Origin of the sequence: Chlorogloea sp. CCALA 695, assembly GCF_003003885.1 — a bacterium.
Taxonomy (GTDB): Bacteria; Cyanobacteriota; Cyanobacteriia; order Cyanobacteriales; family Chroococcidiopsidaceae; genus Aliterella.
Window position 1 is genome coordinate 135964 of sequence record NZ_PVWN01000002.1, and the last position, 17939, is coordinate 153902.

Annotated in this window: 16 protein-coding genes; 6 read left to right on the forward strand and 10 right to left on the reverse strand. The window is 40.2% G+C overall.

All coding sequences use genetic code 11. The features are described from left to right. The first annotated feature begins 280 nt into the window (after positions 1-280). On the forward strand, positions 281-2887 hold the full coding sequence (locus tag C7B70_RS02060) for a DUF3536 domain-containing protein (RefSeq protein WP_106367406.1): 2607 nt from the start codon (positions 281-283) through the stop codon (positions 2885-2887). Positions 2888-2947: 60 nt separating this feature from the next. Here the strand turns inward: C7B70_RS02060 and C7B70_RS02065 are convergent, their stop codons facing one another. From C7B70_RS02065 to C7B70_RS02080, 4 genes are all read right to left on the reverse strand, one after another. Next, on the reverse strand, positions 2948-3217 hold the full coding sequence (locus tag C7B70_RS02065) for a hypothetical protein (RefSeq protein WP_106367493.1): 270 nt from the start codon (positions 3215-3217) through the stop codon (positions 2948-2950). Positions 3218-3248: 31 nt separating this feature from the next. Continuing rightward, complete coding sequence (locus C7B70_RS02070) at positions 3249-3494, reverse strand: HNH endonuclease (RefSeq protein WP_106367407.1); 246 nt, start codon at positions 3492-3494, stop codon at positions 3249-3251. Positions 3495-3502: 8 nt separating this feature from the next. Further along, positions 3503-3934, reverse strand: a complete 432-nt coding sequence (locus C7B70_RS02075) for a KGK domain-containing protein (RefSeq protein WP_106367408.1) — start codon at positions 3932-3934, stop codon at positions 3503-3505. A gap of 123 nt (positions 3935-4057) precedes the next feature. Next, positions 4058-6493 carry a dynamin-like GTPase family protein gene (locus C7B70_RS02080; protein ID WP_106367409.1) on the reverse strand — a complete coding sequence of 812 codons (2436 nt, stop codon included), beginning with the start codon at positions 6491-6493 and terminating at the stop codon, positions 4058-4060. A gap of 129 nt (positions 6494-6622) precedes the next feature. On the opposite strand from C7B70_RS02080, the gene C7B70_RS02085 reads away from it, so the two are divergent. The 4 genes from C7B70_RS02085 to C7B70_RS02100 all read left to right on the forward strand — a co-directional run bounded on the left by C7B70_RS02085 (position 6623) and on the right by C7B70_RS02100 (position 10455). After that, positions 6623-7021 (forward strand): PPC domain-containing DNA-binding protein, encoded by a 399-nt coding sequence (locus tag C7B70_RS02085; protein ID WP_106367410.1) that lies wholly within the window; start codon positions 6623-6625, stop codon positions 7019-7021. Between the two features lie 164 nt (positions 7022-7185). After that, positions 7186-8616: a DUF2157 domain-containing protein gene (locus C7B70_RS02090; RefSeq protein ID WP_106367411.1), complete on the forward strand. Its 1431-nt coding sequence runs from the start codon at positions 7186-7188 to the stop codon at positions 8614-8616. A gap of 16 nt (positions 8617-8632) precedes the next feature. Next, positions 8633-9253, forward strand: coding sequence for a GDYXXLXY domain-containing protein (locus C7B70_RS02095; protein WP_106367412.1), 621 nt, complete (start codon positions 8633-8635; stop codon positions 9251-9253). Positions 9254-9363: 110 nt separating this feature from the next. Beyond that, a complete protein-coding gene (locus C7B70_RS02100; protein ID WP_106367413.1) occupies positions 9364-10455 on the forward strand; it encodes a hypothetical protein in 1092 nt (363 codons plus the stop codon). Positions 10456-10465: 10 nt separating this feature from the next. Here the strand turns inward: C7B70_RS02100 and C7B70_RS02105 are convergent, their stop codons facing one another. From C7B70_RS02105 to fni, 3 genes are all read right to left on the reverse strand, one after another. Next, the gene (locus tag C7B70_RS02105; RefSeq protein ID WP_106367414.1) at positions 10466-10705 is read right to left on the reverse strand and encodes a hypothetical protein; all 240 of its coding nucleotides are present in this window, start codon (positions 10703-10705) and stop codon (positions 10466-10468) included. A gap of 123 nt (positions 10706-10828) precedes the next feature. Next, positions 10829-12661 (reverse strand): signal peptide peptidase SppA, encoded by a 1833-nt coding sequence (sppA, locus tag C7B70_RS02110; RefSeq protein WP_106367415.1) that lies wholly within the window; start codon positions 12659-12661, stop codon positions 10829-10831. A 100-nt stretch (positions 12662-12761) separates the two neighbouring features. Then, the gene (gene fni, locus C7B70_RS02115) at positions 12762-13820 is read right to left on the reverse strand and encodes a type 2 isopentenyl-diphosphate Delta-isomerase (RefSeq protein ID WP_106367416.1); all 1059 of its coding nucleotides are present in this window, start codon (positions 13818-13820) and stop codon (positions 12762-12764) included. A 222-nt stretch (positions 13821-14042) separates the two neighbouring features. Here fni and C7B70_RS02120 point away from each other — a divergent pair, with 222 nt between their 5' ends. Beyond that, positions 14043-15176 (forward strand): geranylgeranyl reductase family protein, encoded by a 1134-nt coding sequence (locus C7B70_RS02120; protein ID WP_106367417.1) that lies wholly within the window; start codon positions 14043-14045, stop codon positions 15174-15176. A gap of 180 nt (positions 15177-15356) precedes the next feature. On the opposite strand, the gene C7B70_RS02125 is transcribed toward C7B70_RS02120, so the two are convergent. Genes C7B70_RS02125 through C7B70_RS02135 form a run of 3 tightly spaced genes read right to left on the reverse strand, consistent with a single transcriptional unit; the run spans position 15357 to position 17913 of the window. Continuing rightward, complete coding sequence (locus tag C7B70_RS02125; protein WP_106367418.1) at positions 15357-16136, reverse strand: RDD family protein; 780 nt, start codon at positions 16134-16136, stop codon at positions 15357-15359. Between the two features lie 6 nt (positions 16137-16142). Then, positions 16143-17072: a DUF975 domain-containing protein gene (locus C7B70_RS02130; protein ID WP_106367419.1), complete on the reverse strand. Its 930-nt coding sequence runs from the start codon at positions 17070-17072 to the stop codon at positions 16143-16145. Positions 17073-17085: 13 nt separating this feature from the next. Continuing rightward, on the reverse strand, positions 17086-17913 hold the full coding sequence (locus tag C7B70_RS02135) for a DUF975 domain-containing protein (protein WP_106367420.1): 828 nt from the start codon (positions 17911-17913) through the stop codon (positions 17086-17088). Positions 17914-17939 lie beyond the last annotated feature (26 nt).

Consider the following 17939-nt stretch of genomic DNA (forward strand, 5'->3'; position numbering starts at 1 on the left):
TGTAAAGTAATCGCCCAAGTGTTGTCAAAATATTAGGTTGACTTAATTTGAGGCGTTACTTAAGATTTAAGAGTAAAAGTTGCGTGTACTACCAACTGAGGCAATCAACCTAAATAAGTGATTAGAATCAGCCTCTATAAGATGAAAAACGCAAACTCTAGAACTTTTTACCATCTTTCCGTAACGATTTGCTATTACAAACCCATTGTTTAGTTGAATTTGTCTTCAATCCTTGGGTTCTGCATATTTATTAACAACAATAATTTTGGATTAATACTACATGACTTTTGCTGCCGATCCCGTTAGTGCTGTTACGCAATATCAAGGTAATGACATTACAGCCACAAATCCCCTACAAACAGCGACAGGTGTTTACGTTACAGTTCATGGTCATTTTTACCAGCCACCCCGCGAAAACCCTTATCTAGATGCGGTTGAGCGTCAAGCGGGGGCGGCTCCATTTCACGACTGGAACGAACGCATACATCACGAATGTTACCGCCCAAATGCCTTTGCAAGAGTGGTAGACGAATGGGGCGATGTGGTGGGGATCGTCAATAACTACGAGTATTTGAGCTTTAATATCGGCGCAACGCTGATGTCATGGTTAGAAAGGTACGATGTGGAAGTGTATCAGCGCATTTTAGAAGCCGATCGCCATAGTTGCGATCGCCTGAATGGTCATGGAAATGCGATCGCTCAAGTATACAATCACATCATTATGCCCCTTGCCAACGAGCGCGATAAGCATACGCAGATTCGCTGGGGTAAAGAAGATTTCAAATCCCGGTTTAAGCGCGATCCCGAAGGAATGTGGCTGGCGGAGGCGGCGGTAGATTATGCAACGATAGCAGCCTTGATTGCTGAGAAAATTAGGTTTATAGTGCTTGCACCATCTCAAGCGCTACGTTGCCGAAATTTAGCTAACCCAGACGAAAATAGGGGTGAATGGTATGAAGTGGGCGGTAGTCAAATTGATGCAACTCGTCCTTACAGATGTTTTTTACCTGGGGGCGATCGCGATCGTGACTACATTGATATTTTCTTTTACGATGGCCCAATCTCCCGCGATATGGGCTTTAACGATGACTTGTATAGTGCCGATCGCTTAAGTGGCAGAATTGGACAAGCAGTACGCGGGGATCATCGCTCATCGCAGTTAATTTCTGTGGCTACCGATGGCGAAACTTTTGGACATCACAAAAAAGGTACAGAAAAGACTTTAGCCTATGCTTTTTTAAATGAGTTTCCCGATCGCAATTGGACAGTAACTAACTACGCCCACTATTTAAGTATCAATCCCCCTACTTGGGAAGTGGAATTAAAGCCGATAACAGCTTGGAGTTGCGCTCATGGTGTCGATCGCTGGCAAGATGATTGTGGTTGTGGTGGTGAAGGTGGCGTATGGCATCAAAAATGGCGCAAACCCTTGCGCGAGTCTCTTGATTGGCTAAGAGAGCAGTTAGTTAAGGTGTATGAGGAGACAGGAAAGCTATTTTTCCGCGATCCCTGGCTAGTAAGGGATGAGTATATACAGGTAATGCGCGATCGCTCGATTGCTAATGTTAGCCGTTTCCTCAACCGCCACCAATCCCACAAACTCACACTTTTAGAGCAAGTAGACGCTTTACGTTTACTGGAGATGCAGCGTCACGCTTTATTAATGTATACAAGTTGCGGCTGGTTTTTTGAAGAAATTTCCCGCCCCGAAGGTACGCAAATTTTGCGTTATGCTGGTCGTGCTTTAGAATTGGCAGGAGATGTAGCCGGAGTACAGTTAGAAAAAGCTTTTGTTAAACGCTTAACCCAAGCACCGAGCAATGTTGAGTCCTTTAAGCACGGCGCAGAAATTTATCGACAATTGGTAGTAACAGCGCAAATTGGGTTTAGACAAGTAGCCGCTCAGTATGCCATTAGTTCATTGTTTGGCGATCGCACGTCTAATCGTTCGGTACAGCGCATTTATTGCTACACCGCCCATCAAGTAGATTATCAAGTACAACGGATGGGATCGCTAACTTTGGCTGTAGGACAGTTGCGTTTAGTTTCTGATATTACTTGGGAAAGTCAACATTTAACCTTTGCGGTATTGCATTTAGGCGGTTGGGATTTTCATTGCTGCATTCAACCATTTACCGGACGGAGAACTTATAGCCAGTTAAAAGACAAAGTATTTGGCTCTTTAGAACAAGCTAGTGCAGCGCAGACTATTTTGGCAATCAATGAGGTATTTGGGGATCAGACTTTTAGTTTGCAAAATCTGTTCGCTGAAGAAAGACATCGGATTATGGAGCTACTAAGTCACGAAACTTTGACAAGGCTCGATCAGCTTTATACTCAAGTTTACCGCGATAATTACGGCGTACTAATGGCATTTCACCGCGACGAGCTAGACGTACCCCAAGAGTTGCAAGTAGCGGCGGAGATTGCTTTAAAGCACCGTTGCGTCAATGTTTTAAAGCTAATGTGGGAAGAAATCGCCGATATTCAAGTAAGTTTGCATCATTTGGGAGAATTAGAAGCAACGGCTACAGAAGCCAAACATCTGCGCTGTAATTTGCATATACCCGCAGGTAAGCAGACAATGGAGCAATTAATTTTGCGATCGCTCTGGCAACTATTGCACGATACTAATTCGGCTACTGTAGAGGCAATACAACAGGTTGAGCGCTTGATTGATGTAGCAAAGCAATTAAATCTTGGCTTGAGTTTGGGTAAGTCTCAGGAGCTATATTTTAGCCAGTTACCGCAAATAGTCTCGCAGTGTCGCCAATCTGTTGCAAGTCAAGGTGATGAAATTGGCAATTTTAGTCAGTTACAGCAATTGTTGCATTTGGGTCAAAAGTTGGGTATTGGGGTAAATAATTTGCTAGAACAATTAGCTTAAAAGTGTTATGGGGTAGGCAAAACACTACCCTAACTTTAATTTTAGATAGCGATAAAAACTTTAGGTCATGCGATCACTAGGACAATGATAAGGATACAACCATTGACATTTAATCAGTCCGCGAGAGTGTTTTTCAAAAAAGGTTCCGGCGTGTACTCCATGAACTATATCGATTCCAACTCTCGACTTAAATTCATACAGTAAGGGAAAAGCTGTTACTAAAATAGCGACGGCTAACACCAGGCGTAATAGTGTTTTTGAGTAAGACTTTCGGCTTGAAAATGCCGTATTTTCTTTACTGTTTGATTTGTTACTAAAATTTTCAGGCATAGGCTCAGTAAAAGCGAGATTCAATAATAACTTATCTGTCAAAATAACGTCTAAATCGCGGATCTAAGCGATCGCGTTTACGTTGATTGCAGGTACAACACAGAGTTTGTAGATTGCTGAGATCGTTTTTGCCACCACGAGCTAAAGGAATAATATGATCGACATTTAGATTAGCTTCTGAGTTAGTTTTACCGCAACTTTGGCAATGATAGCGATCGCGCTCAAAGACATATTTCCTCACTTCTGGCGGAATGAGAATGCGTGGCGTTTTGCTCATGAATTATTCTACTGAGTATCTTTGCTCATCAATTGGCGAATATCGTCAAGTGGTGATTCGGTTTGATTAATTTCTACATCATTACTTTGTGTTAGTTCCTCAACTTCAGGCTCATCAGGACAAAATTCTAAAGTAAACTTAATTCTCAACTTACCTTTTTGCCAGCCTCCAGCACCAATACTTAAAATTTCACAATTTTTTCCATCAATAAACCACTTCCGGTTATAATTTTCCACTCTAAACGAACCCTTTTGATATTCACGAATACTTGTTCCTGTTATTCCCTGAGCTTCTAAATATTCAACTAAAGTATCGGGTAATTTACTTTGCAAAGCCGATTGCAATACTTGTTTAAACCTACCAAATTTGCACATTTCAGATGAATTGAATGTTATAACATCATCGTCACCATAATTCGGCTGATAAAATTTATCTTCCATCTCAATTTATTTCCTTAAAAGTGGTTGCGTTTTTTCAATTAGTACCTGGACATAAAAACCACCTATATAAATTAAGTAACTTATAGAATCGGTATAGGTGGGTTTTATCTTTTTATCTTTAATTTAAACTGCTAATGCTTCCTTCAAGACTTCTGTATCAACGATAACTGATTTAAAATCAGAATCAGTAATTATTGGTAACACATGACTGTTTAATTGCATTGCATATAAGCAATCATTAATACCGCAAACCGCTTGATTGTAAACAGCTATATTACTTTCTACTTCCTTTTGCGATCGCATATTCCCAGCAATTTTTTCCTCGGCTTCTTTTTCCAAAGTTTGCTCTAGATGATTACGAGCATTATTGTATTGCTGCAAAATATCATTTGCTTGGATTTCCGCAAGTGGTAATAATCGACTTTTGAGAACAGCATTAATATTAGCGCGGAAGTTTTTGCGGATAGTTTCGGATACTTTTGGCTCAAAATCTAACTTCAATAGTTGCCTAATTGCTGGTTCTGCTTGTACCATACTTTCGCTGTCGTAGCCTTGGGATGTTTGCGCTAATGTTTGACGAAATTGATAGATCGAGAATGTCCCTTCGTCGTAAAACCTTGGACTTTCTCTAACAAAGCGATCGCATTCTACTTTTGCGGCATCCATTAAAGAATGTTGTACTAAAATTTCCAATCCTTTTATTTGTTCTACAATTCCCGCATCATTTCCCAATAATCTGTACAAATGACTGTAATATTCTGCTTTCTGCACTCGCTCAATTAAGCGTTGAAAAAAGCTATTAATCACTTCTTGGCAAGATTTGACTAAAACATCTTCCAATTCATTAGATAGATAATAAAGTGCTTCCACTAAAACAGCAATCAATGGCGCTGTAGCATTACGGCGATGGCTGAGAGTAGCACGGCTGTAGGCTTCCGCCACAGAAAAAGTATTTATCAATTCGTCCAATTTGCCAATCATTCGAGTTTGTAGCAAAAGAAAATCTTTTTCAAAACTCTCGCATTTATTATTTACTAATTGATTGACTTCTAACTCAATATGCTGTAAAAACTGCTCTCCCAAGTCCTGTAATTCTTTACTTAATAGTTGCAATTCCCGCGATTTCATAGCTTCAATTTCGCGGGGTTGACTGTCTAATTCTCGATGTTTATCAAGATAGTTGTTGCGTAAGTTAATACACACTGGTTGTAAATCGTCAGCTAAATTTGCAAACAATTGAGGGCGCTTTTCTTCGGTCAAATAACGAGTAATAGCCGAGCGAAATTCCTCAATTCCACTATCTAAAATCAATTGCTCAATTAGTGGCATTCCATAATCATCTAAAATACGTTCATAGTTTTGATTTGGCGTTTCATATCCTCGCACATCAATCCGAAATTGGGTAGCAGACAACTTACCCGCCAACGCGCAATATTGCATTAAAGCATTAACAAATTGTGGCGTTTCTTCTTGTCCATCCGCACCTTTAACACTCTCAGCAAAGATAGAATCTAAACCAAAGCGATCGCTCTTATTTGTATATTGTTTAACCTGACTACCATGAAACCCTAGCAAACCACTGGTTTTGTAGACTCTAGTAGTATTTTGAAACTCAGAATTAATTAACCTATCTAATCGTTGCTTTAACTCCGGTTTGAACCAAGTTTCATCAATTCGGTTAAATACATAAAAAAGGCGATCGCGTATTCCGATATTAGAGTTTGTTTTCTCTATTAATTCTGTCTCCTCCTTCGTCATATCTCCCGCAGATGCAGGCTTTAGTACGCAGACAACGGCGGAGGTATCGGGGTTTTCAATTTTACGATAAGCGAGTTCTGCATCCCTTTGTACGGGTGCATCAATTCCAGGTGTATCAATAATAACATTGCCATCTTTTAATAAAGGATGGTTGCAATAGTAATCAATCCGCTTTAAAACGGCGCTGTTACTCCCACGACGCGCATAACTGGCGGCTTCTTTAAGCGTTGAAAAGTTAAACTGTTCCATCGAATAAGTAGCATTATTTAGCGAATGAATGCGATCGCGGTTTGCTTCAAATCCTTCTAATAAAAGTATCAAAGCCTTAGCTTGTTTGGCGCGTTCCGATTTACTCTCACCGCCTTCTTTTTGAATAATTAATACGCATCCTTGACGCAACAAATCAACCATGTCAGCTTGATTAATATTACTCGGTGGTGTTAATCCTAACTTTTGACATAACGCTACCGCTTGTTCTCTAATTTCTACTTCACTTAAGAAAGTCAGAATAACTTTTTCTTGTTCGGCTTCCGCATAAAAAATGTAGCATTCTGTACCCGTAGCGTGTCCTTCCGCACTGTATAACAGTTCTCTTTCTAGCAAGGCGTTGATTAGCATCGATTTACCCGCACTAAACGCACCAGCAAAGACAATTTCAAAGGTTGGGGAAACTGCTTTTCTTAAACTAGATTGCACAGGGGTTGTATCTTGCGATCGCAAACTTGTTTCTTGATGCGATAACTGAAGTATGCTTTCAACTTGTACTTGCAAGTTTTGGCATTCTGCTAAGGGTGCAGTCATTATACTTTTCCTAAAAATAGCTAATTTCACTCATTTTAAGAAGCCTACTTAGGTACGAGTGATAGTATAAATACGGATATATTTATAACAAGTTTAATTTCTACTCGTATATATACCAATGTTGCTGTTATGAAAACTTTTGCTTTAAGACTCAAACCCGAACAAGATTTACGCCAAGCTTTAGAATTATTTACTCAAGAAAAAGACGTAAAAGCAGGATTTATTTTAACAGCAATAGGTAGCTTAAAACAGGCAACTATCCGTTTTGCTAATCAAAGTGTTTCTACAGTTTTGCAAGACAAATTTGAAATCCTTTCTCTCAATGGCACATTAGCTAAAACTGGCATTCATTTACATATAACAATAGCCGATTGCCAAGGTAAAACTATTGGCGGACATTTAGAAACTGGCTGCATTATTTACACAACAGCAGAAATTGTTATTGGTTTAAGTGAAGATTTTACCTTTATTAGAACTATTGACGTGCAGACAGGATATAAAGAGCTAAAAGTCTTACCAATTCAATAATATTTTACTTAGATAGTTTAGATAAAAGAAATATACCATCATCTAAAGTGTCACAGCCAAGGAAGTTGATTTCTCTTTATAGTTTGACAATAAAACCAATATAGCTTTCAAATTAATAAAACTTTTAATTTATTAACATTTTGTTGATAAAAAAGGAGGCATTTATGACTACAGACAAGTTTCGCAGCCAATTACGCCAAGAAGCAGAAGTATGGCGCACCGAAGGAATAATTAATGATTCCCAACACGAACAACTAGCACAACGCTATCAATTTAATGCGCTTGATACATCTTCTCGAAACCTATTTGTCATGGTTTTAATCGGACTTGGATGTATTTTAGTTGGTTTAGGAATAATTACTTTTGTAGCATCTAATTGGCAAGAGTTATCAAAAAATTTCAAAGTTTTGTTACTCATAAGTTTACTTGTAGGTGTAAATACTACAGGATTTTATATTTGGAGAAAATCAAGGGAATCTAACCAGCGCCTTGGTAATGGATTGCTACTTTTAGGAGCCTTGATATTAGGCGCAAATATAGCATTAATGGGGCAGATTTACCACGTCGATAATCCATTTTATGAACTAATGTTTGCTTGGGGGATTGGTGTATTAGTAATGGCTTATAGCTTGCGTTTAACTACATTAAGTTTACTCGCTATTCTGCTAATTTGGATTGGTCAATGGGGATTTGCTATCAATAGTTCATTTGATAGTCCTTGGCTGTATCAAAAACTTACCTGGTCATCTGTATTAGGGGAACATATGCCCATAATTGCTTGCATAATGTTTGTACCTTTAGCTTACTTGTGTAAATCGCGGTGGGTATTTGCATTTAGTGCGATCGCAATTGTCTCAGCTTTGATGGGTAATGTATATTTCTACAGCTACGGAATAGGTAGATTATTCAATTTATCTACGCTACAAATATTAGGTTGGGCGATCGCGCTTTTTTTTGCATTACCGCCAATACTGTTATGGAGTTACGACGACTTTAGAGAAAATCGAGCGATATCAAAGTCTTTTAAGGCAATTTCTCAAAACCTTGCGCTTATTTACTTAGCAGGTGTATTTTACTCCTTTTCTTTCTATAGCTTATGGGCTATTTTACCGCCCGAATCTTTACAAACGGATTTAACAAAAGTAAATTTATTTCCGCTAATAAGCCTTTTAGCTTTAATCATAATTGGAGTTTGGCAATGGGTACGTTTAGGACAAAAAATGACTAGACATCGCCCGTTACGTTCTCAAGATTTGACAACAATAGTTGTCGGTTTATTAATAGGTATTACTGCTTTAATCCCGCTCTGGCATACTTTCGTTGCGCCAATTCCTGAATTAGCAACCTTTGCATTTAACGCAATGTTATTTATGCTCTCAATTGGATTGATGCGAGAAGGCTTAACGCACGGGCAAAGACGCGCTTTTTGGTTCGGATTGTTGTTACTAATTTGTAGAATTTTAAATTGGTTTTTCTTAGCTGATACTGGGCTACTTATCAAGTCTTTAGTTTTTGTCTTGTGTGGAGTTGGAGTAATTGCAATTGGGCTTTGGTTTGAGAAATATGTCAGAACTTTTGGCAATCCTACTAATTAAAACTTAAGAGGTTTTTATGACACAAAATGAAGAAACGCGATCGCCATTACCTCTATGGCGGTTTGCTGTACCTTTGCTACTGCAAATCGGGCTAGTATTAGTTCCCCCCGCCCAATCTGTTTATACGCACATTACAGGCAAAACTGTGATATTACAGACAATTCCTGTAGATCCCTACGATCCATTGCGGGGTTATTCGCAAACTTTAAGTTATGACATTTCTCGCCTAGAAACCTTAAAAAAGCTTCCTGGTTGGCAAGAAATAAGTAAGCAGCAAAAAAATAAAAATGTAGATTACTTAGACTCAGAGACAGAGTTGTATGTAGTCTTAGAATCGCCACCAGACGGGGCAAAACAGCCGCCTCTAGCGTGGAAACCTGTAAAAGTGAGTAGCAGTAGCCCAACATCTTTACCAGCCAATCAGATAGCTCTAAAGGGCAAAGGAGCAGCTAATATGATTCGCTACGGATTGGAGACTTATTACTTCCCCGAATCTCAGCAACAAGAAATTAACCAAGCTATTATGCAGGCGCAAAGAGGACAAAAGCAGTCGCTAGTAGTAGAAATTAAGGTAAATAAGGGCGGTTATGGCGTACCAGTTAGTCTTTGGGTACGCGATCGCAATTACCGTTTTTAATCGGCTAAAAGTTTAGTATTCGCAGTTAAAAACTATTTTTCGCTCGTTAGAGAGAGTTATCAAGGGAGGCAAAAGTATTATCAAATAAGAAGCGAAGTTAACAAAAATTTATGTTGCAGTCGGTGGGAATAATTCGAGAATTTAGAAGCGCGATTACTTATTTACCTTTTGGAAGCGTTACGAATACCGTGTTTTCAGGCTCTCAAGGCTTTTTAGTCTTAATTGCGGGGTTAGTTTTAGCTTTTGCCTTTCAGCTACTACTAGCTAACTTTTTTATTGCTTTGGGTATTTCTTACTCAGACTCCGACGAGGGATTGGATAAGTCAGAAACTTTAGACGATACCATTGACAAAATTGGCACAATAGTAGGCTTACGAACCCTGGGAACTCTTAGCATTACTTTATTTGGGGCTTGTTTTTTGGCTGTAAAACTCAGCTTAGTAAATGATTCCGTTTTAGGGGCAATTTTTGGGCTAACAATTTGGGCAACATACTTTACTTTACTTATTTGGATTAGTGTAACTACTGTGGGATCTGTAATTGGTACAGTAGTCAATTCGGCAACTTCTGGATTGCAAGGAATTATTGGTACAGCAGCGATCGCCCTAGGAGCAAAACAAGTAAGCGATCGCGTTGTCTCTACAGCCGAAGCCGCCGCAACTACGGTACGCCGCGAACTTAGTACGGCAATAGATTATGATCGCAGCCGGGAAGCGATTTCAAGTTACCTAAAACAGTTAAGAATACCAGAAGAAGATCGCCATCAACTCCAAGGGGAATTTGAAAAATTGATTGTTGAACCAGAAATGCAGTCAATCGCGCGCGAACACCAAATTCAAAACATTGGGCGACAAACTTTTGTCGACTTAGTTAGCAGCCGCACAGACTTTTCTAAAAACGATGTCAATCAAGCTATGGAGCAGTTAGAAACCTATTGGCTACAGCTTTGGGGACAACAACCGCCAAAATCTGCACCAGAGACTATACTTGCCGTGCTTCAACCTGACCACACTGAAGACAAATCAATCCAACTTAGTCAAGAATTAGAACAACTGATCGAGCAAACCCGCAAACAACAAGCTATTGTTCAAGCGCACGCTATTCAAAAGGTAGAAGAAACCGCCGCGTGGTGGTTATTTGGTTCGGCTTTTACCTCGGCTGTAGCAGCAGCGATCGCGGGGATAATTAGCGTTAAAGGTTAAAAATTCAACTTTACTCATCGTGTTTGATTTGTAATGCCGCTACTACGGCGGCAGTAAATCCAGCAATTAAACCCGTACTCATGCCTTGCATAGTTTTAACTAATGGCTCTTGAAGGAGACAAGCATTTGTCACCTCTTTAGATTCCCAACATTGATTGCTGTCTGCCAAACTAGCACTACCGCCTAAAATTACACCAACGGCACTACAAGAAATTACTAACAGTGCCAAACGCTTATTTTTTATGTGCATAGTGTAGATGTGGGCGATCGCGTTTATATACTTAAACTTCCCCTAATTCTATAGGTATAGTTTCAAAATACAACCGTGATTTTACTGACTACTTTCGCAGCGCGTGCTTAAGAATCTACATTTTTATTCAATATGCAAGGTAAACGGCAAACGAGCATAAACGCCCATTGGATCGTTCATTGTTTGCAATACCTCTAACTCTTTTTGTAATTTCAAAAACTCCACCGTTAGCAAATCTTTTGACTTACTCGTAGCCTCACCGCCCAATCTTACCCGCGCTTCGTTGCCTAATTGACCAAATAGACGTTGTTCAAAGCTGCGGACTGCGGGATACTCTGTTACTTGCCAATCATTGCCTAACTTTGCCTGTTTAGCCGCGTAACTAATCGCTGCATCAATACCGCCAATTTCATCAACTAAGCCAATTTCTTTTGCTGCTACTCCCGACCATACTCGACCTTGGGCAATTTCTGCTACTTTTTGGGCTGGAAGATTGCGCCCTTGGGCAACTTTACTCAAAAACAAATTATAAAGTCGGTTAACAGAACTTTGATAAACTGCCAATTCTTGAGGAGACTTAGGACGAGAAACAGTTTGACTGTCAGCAAGAGTTGCCGTTTTGACTACATCCCAAGTAATGCCATTATTATTTGCAAGTTTCTGAAAGTTTGGCAATACTCCAAACACGCCAATAGAGCCAGTAATTGTATTTGGCTCGGCAAAAATGCGGTTAGCATCGGTAGCAATCCAGTAACCACCCGAAGCCGCCACATCACCCATAGAGACAATTACAGGTTTTGTTTTACCTACAAGCTTAATTTCGCGCTGCATGACCTCTGAAGCCGTTGCACTACCCCCCGGACTATTGACTCGCAAAACGATCGCCTTTACAGTTTTATCTTGCTGCAACCTGCGAAATATCCGCGCAAAGCGATCGCCTCCTACTTCTCCTACTCCCCCTTGTCCATCTACAATCGTACCTTCAGCGTAAACAACCGCAATATGATTTTTTGAGTTGCGCTCTACACCCAAAGATTTCCCAGAAACTTCAGAGTAATCTACTAAACTAACTTGCTCAAAGGTTCGTTCTTCGGCTTTACTACCCGTTAACTGCTTAAGATCGCCCAAAACTTCGTCAAAATACGCGACTTTATCAACTAAACCATTACTTTTGGCAACACTAGCTTCAAGTATGCCTTGATTGTCGGCGATTTGTTGCAATTTATCAATGCTTACCTTGCGGCTCTTGCTAACGGCGCTTTGCCATTCTCCCCATACATCGCCCAATAATCTCTCGGTTTGCTGGCGGTTTTCTGGACTTAACTTAGTTAAGATAAATGGCTCAACGGCGGCTTTAAATTTGCCAACTCGGATAATTTGAATCCCGATACCGTACTTTTCTAAAGCTCCGGCTAAAAATATCGGTTGAGAACTCAAACCGTTAAGTTCCATCGCTCCCAATGGATTGATAATAATCTTATTGGCTACGGAGCTTAAATAATAATCTCGTTCGCTCCATTCCACGTTATATGTAACAATAGTTTTTCCGGCGGCGCGGAATTTTTCTAAAGCGGATCTTACTTCCTTAAGCGTGGCAAAGCCTGTAGAACTTTCCCCACTACTTCTACTACCATCTAAATAAATACCAACAATGCGTGGATCGCGCCTAGCTTTTTCCAAGGTATCTAAAACAGTACGCAGCGTAACTCTATTTCTATCTTCTCCTGATAGTGCTTCTTGCAAAGCGGCGCTGCTGCTAGAGTTGGGCTTAGAATCAGTAATATTTAGCGCTAAATCTAATACCAATACCGATTTATTTTTTACTTGGGTACTTTTATCTTGACCTGCGGCGATTAGCAGTCCTATCAATCCCACAGTTCCCAGTCCAAAAAAAATAAATAGCCCTAGCAAGCTACCAATCGCGCTTGTAAAGGTTTGTTTAATAAAATTACGCATTTTGATATTCCTAACGGTTAGCTAACAGCTAACTATGTTTACGTTTTGCTGCCAGTAAGATAAACCACCAATCTAACTTAAAGAGTAGCCAATTCGTGGGTTAGGCGACTTCTCCTGTTAGCGCTTGCAAAGCTGACGATGATTTTAGTTGCTCTATCGTGGCATTTCCTGTACAAAATAGCACCGTTGTCATTTCGGCAATCAACACCTTAACTAACTCATCTAGAGCCGCCTCCGATTGAGCCGCCGCCTGCAAAAAGGGTAATGCCATCCCCCCAATATCTGCGCCTAACGCTAAAGCCTTTGCGATATCTAAGCCATGACGCAAGCCACCAGAAGCAATTAAAGGTATTCCTGGCGCGGCGGCGCGGATGCTTGTAATACACTCCGCCGTAGGCAAACCCCAATCAGCAAAAGTCATGCCTAAGCGCCTTTGCAAGGGTGTTTCGGCTCTTTCGCTTTCTACTCTTGCCCAAGATGTCCCCCCCGCTCCAGCTACATCAATTGCTTTTACTCCCGCTTCTATTAGTTTTTTCGTCATTGCTGCCGAAATCCCGTTCCCTACTTCTTTAGCAATTACTGGCACAGGTAACTTGCCGCACAAAATGCTAATTTTGTCAAGCAGTCCGCGAAAATTTGTATCTCCTTTAGTTTGAATACACTCTTGTAGGGGGTTAAGGTGCAAAATTAAGGCATCAGCTTCGAGCAAATCGACCATTTGCAGACATTGATCTAAACCGTAGTTATAGTTGAGTTGCACCGCGCCCAAATTAGCAAATAGGAGAATATCAGGAGCGAGCGATCGCACAGCAAAGGTAGAAGCAACAATCGGCTTTTCTACAGCTACTCTTTGAGAACCCACACCCATAGCTATTTTATAGTGTTGGGCAACAGTGGCTAGACGCTGGTTAATGATTCGGGCTTGTTCTGTACCGCCCGTCATTGAAGAGATTAGTAAAGGTGCTGATAGCTGTTTGCCCAAAAAGGTAGTAGTTAAATCGATTTCGCTGCGATCTAATTCTGGCAAACAACAATGAGTAAAACGATAACGTTCTAATCCGTTGGTATTAGCATAAAATTGCACATCCTCCTCTAGACAGATTCGTAAATGATCGGCTTTGCGGGTTTGGGTTTGGAAGGGGGAACTAGGAGGAATCACAACTATCTAACTCAAAACAGGATAATTAATATTCTCTCAGCCCTTGGCAAATTCAGGATCTAAGAGTAACTTAGACGTATTTATTGCTCTTTAGGCAATTGTATTGTTTTTGTAAAATGCTTATTTGCTCCCAACAGGTCTGTAAATAAAAGCGCAAAATTAGTTAAAGTCTTCTCAGGATATCTACCAGTTTAAGTATAAAACGGAGCTAAATTTAGGATTATGTACGATTGCATTATTGTCGGGGCAGGCCCCGCAGGTGGCACGGCTGCTTATCATTTAGCTAAAAAAGGGCATTCCGTTTTAGTGTTAGAAAAAGAATCGCTGCCACGTTATAAGCCTTGTGGCGGTGGCGTATCGCCTGCGATCGCCAAGTGGTTTGATTTTGACTTTTCTCCAGCAATTTCTGTTAAAGTCAATACCATTCGTTACACCTGGAAAATGGACGATCCGGTACAAGCAGAATTAAATACACCAGAACCGATGTGGATGGTCAGGCGTGATGTTTTCGATCATTTTTTGATTCAGCAAGCCCAGAAACAAGGCGCAGAATTAAAAGATAGTACCGAAGTTAAAAGCATTGAGTTTAAAAACGACTCTTGGCAAGTTAATACTAGCAATGGTTCCTTTAACGGACGGTTTTTGATTGCAGCCGATGGTGCTAAAGGGCCAATGGCGAAGCTACTAGGTTTTAAAGAGCGTCAGCGCCGTTTGGGAGCAGCTTTAGAGGCAGAGGCGATCGCCAAGGTCGAAAACAGTAATATTGCTCATTTCGAGTTTGGGATGGTCAAAAATGGCTATATTTGGAACTTCCCTAAAGCTGACGGTTATTCGATTGGGATTGGGACTTTTCGAGGGGGTGAAGGGCAAGACTTTAAGAAGATTTTAGGCGAATACAGCACCTTGTTTGGCATTGATATGAAAACTACCAAACAATACGGGCATCCCCTCTGTTTGTGGGATGGCAATCAACGATTGCATACTCAAAATGCCGTTTTAGCCGGGGAAGCCGCTTGTATTGTCGATCCAATGACCGCCGAGGGGATTCGCCCCTCAATTTTTAGCGGTTTAAAAGCCGCAGAATCAATTGATCGCGCCATTGGTGGCGATTTGAATGCTTTGGAGAAGTACACCCAAGTTATTACCGAAGAATGGGGATCGGAAATGATCTGGGCGCAGCGTTTGGCGGCGGTATTTTACCGAGTTCCCGGAATTGGCTACAGAGTCGGAGTTAAGCGCCCCTCTGCTACTCAGCGCATGGGTAAAATCCTTTGTGGCGAAATGGGTTACAGCGAGGTGGCGGGACGTGCGCTCAAGCGTCTTAGTGGTAGTTTAATTCCTGGTATGGGTGGGTAAGAGTAGGAAATAACTTTGAGATTGGAGGATGTTTTAAAGACAGCCCCCAAGAACACGTCAACAAAGCGGTCAGGCTCAGCTACACCGCTTTTTGACTCCCCTTAAAAAAGGGGGGAAAATATCTATTAGATTCCTTTAAAGTCCTTGCATGAAATCTCTCGGTTTATTCGTGCAGGAGGTTTATTGTTGTTGATATGCCCAATAGACAGCCTCTAAAAATACATCAGGTTCAACGGGTGTAGGAAGCTTATCTAAGCCGATAATTGCTTTAGTCTGCTTGGCAAGTTGCAAACTTACCTCATTTTTTGCTTTTGGGGTCATTTTCTCCCGTCGTTGGAGATAGTCGCGGATAGTTGCAAATTCATCGGGTAATAACTGACTAAAATTAGCTGAACTTTGTTGTAGTTGAGCAGCTATTTCCTGCGCCTTGCTAGATACGGGAAAACTTGCAGAGGTGGTTGATGCTTCAGTTTGAATCACAATAGTTCCCCCTAACAAATCTCCTAATCGCTTTTCTTTTTTTGTAAGCATAATTAGCAATGCACCAATAAAAAAGGTGTCATCAACACTTCTAATTAAAGCTCGCAAAGTTGCTTGTTGCAGCCCGATTAATCTGCCATCATCTTGAATAACACGAATTTTAGCTAACCTTTTTCCCGGCGTTTGTCCTTGCCACAAAGTCTCAAAAAAGACAAAATAGCTGGTATAAATTGCAAAGGCAGTTATAAAGGCGATCGCACCTAACCATAATTCTATATTTCGAGTACCGAAAGTTCTCCCCCAACCCTCTATTAATACGCTAGAAATTGCCCAGATAATCGCTAAAAAGCCGACTAAAATCGCCCCCAAAATATTATAATCAATTACCAATGCCCAAGCCCGGCTACCAATGCCTGCTAGAGTAAATTCTAGTTCTATACTTTCGGGTGTTTGGTGAGTGACACGATTAAAAATGTGCATAATAAGTTAAATATTGCGATCGCGTAATTTTAATCCTAAGCCTTCTTTGCGAGTCCGCAAGTCATAGTAAACCACTGCTTTAACTGCTTGCCAAAAAGGTAATTGTATAGCGCCAACTACAATACTCAAGCAAAGACTTAAAATCCAAAGCAGCAAATTAAAAATTTGTTTCTGCCCATTTGACTCGTTAAGCAAAACTTGAAACATTTTACGGATAATTTCCTCTAAAATAACTAAAGCAACCAAAGGATAGGCAGTTAAAAAGTTACCAAAAGAGGATTTATATATTAAATAGCAAGCACTCTCTAATAAAGCTAATAAAGGTAAAGTAATTAGAAAAGTTACAATATAAATTAATAGAATGTGACTTTCAAAACCTTTAGTTAACTTCCAGCTACGGCGGATAGTTAAAGTCGCATTGATATTATCTTCAATTGCTAAGGGTAATTCCAATACAAAAAAGCGTAGCAGAAGCAACATTAATCCAATGATGCTAATTGTAAGAATAATCGCACCAATAACTGTACTCGTGGTAGTATTTTGTTGTAAGGTTGAAACCAATTCCCTAAATACTAAAGCTACGCTCACAAATATAACAACAAATACAATAATCAATGCGATCAGCAAAATAATCCATACACTTAAACTAATAAGACCTAAAAGTAATCCTGCAAGTAAAAACTGCCACATTTTAGAATTGACGTACCTTGTCCCACCATTAATTGTTTCTGGTTGATTTGTTAATTCACCGTAAACTAAGCGAGAAATTAACGCCGAAATTGCGAGGAATTTTGCCCAACCATAAACCGGAACTAACAACCAAAAGTAGGCTTTAAGCGCTAATACAAAGTAAGGCTGAAAACGATTTTTATAGAGTTGAAAGCCAGTCGTAACTATGTTACCAACACTTAAAGGCTGCGATGAACTTTGAGCCATAATAATTATCTGATTAAATATTGCGATCGCGTAGATTCAATCCCAATCCTTCTTTACGAGTCCGCAAATCGTAGTAAACCACGGCTTTGACTGCTTGGGTAAAAGGTAACTGTATAGCACCCAACACAAAATTTAAGCCCAAATAAATAACAACTAGGGGTAGGCTTAAGATAGATTGTTGTTCGATTAAGACTGCCAAGGAAGATTGAAGTGTTGCGCTAACAATTTGTCCTAAAACTAATAAAGGAAGGGTAATTAAAACCGCGACAAAAGAAATTAACAGAATCCGCCCCACAAAGCCCTTAGTTAACTCCCAACTACGACTAATAGTTGAAGTTGAATCAGTATTATCTTCAATGGCTAAAGGTAACTCATATATATAAAAGCGGACTAAAATCAACAAAAATCCTACAATAAAAGCAATAAAAGCGACTCCAGCCACAATAAAAGCGATCGCTATAAGCGCACTATTACCTAGTTGAGAGCCAACTAATCCGCCAAACACTACCGCAATACCAATAGCGATCACCAAAGCAATGTACGCACCTAAAGCAATTAATCCGAGGAGTATGGCTGCAACTAAAAACTGCCACATTTTAGAATTGACAAAGTATGTCCCATCCTTGATAGTTTCTGGTTGATTAACTAATTCCCCGTAAGCCAAACGAGAAATCAGCGCCGAAATTGCAAAAAACTTCGCCCAACCATAAACCGGAACTAGCAACCAAAAGTAGGCTTTAAGCGCCAACAAAAAGTAAGGCTTAAAACGATTTTTATAGAGTTGAAAAGCGGTAGTAACAATATTACCAACACTTAGAGGCTGCGCTGAACTTTGAGCCATAATAATTCTCCAGGGATTTTACATAT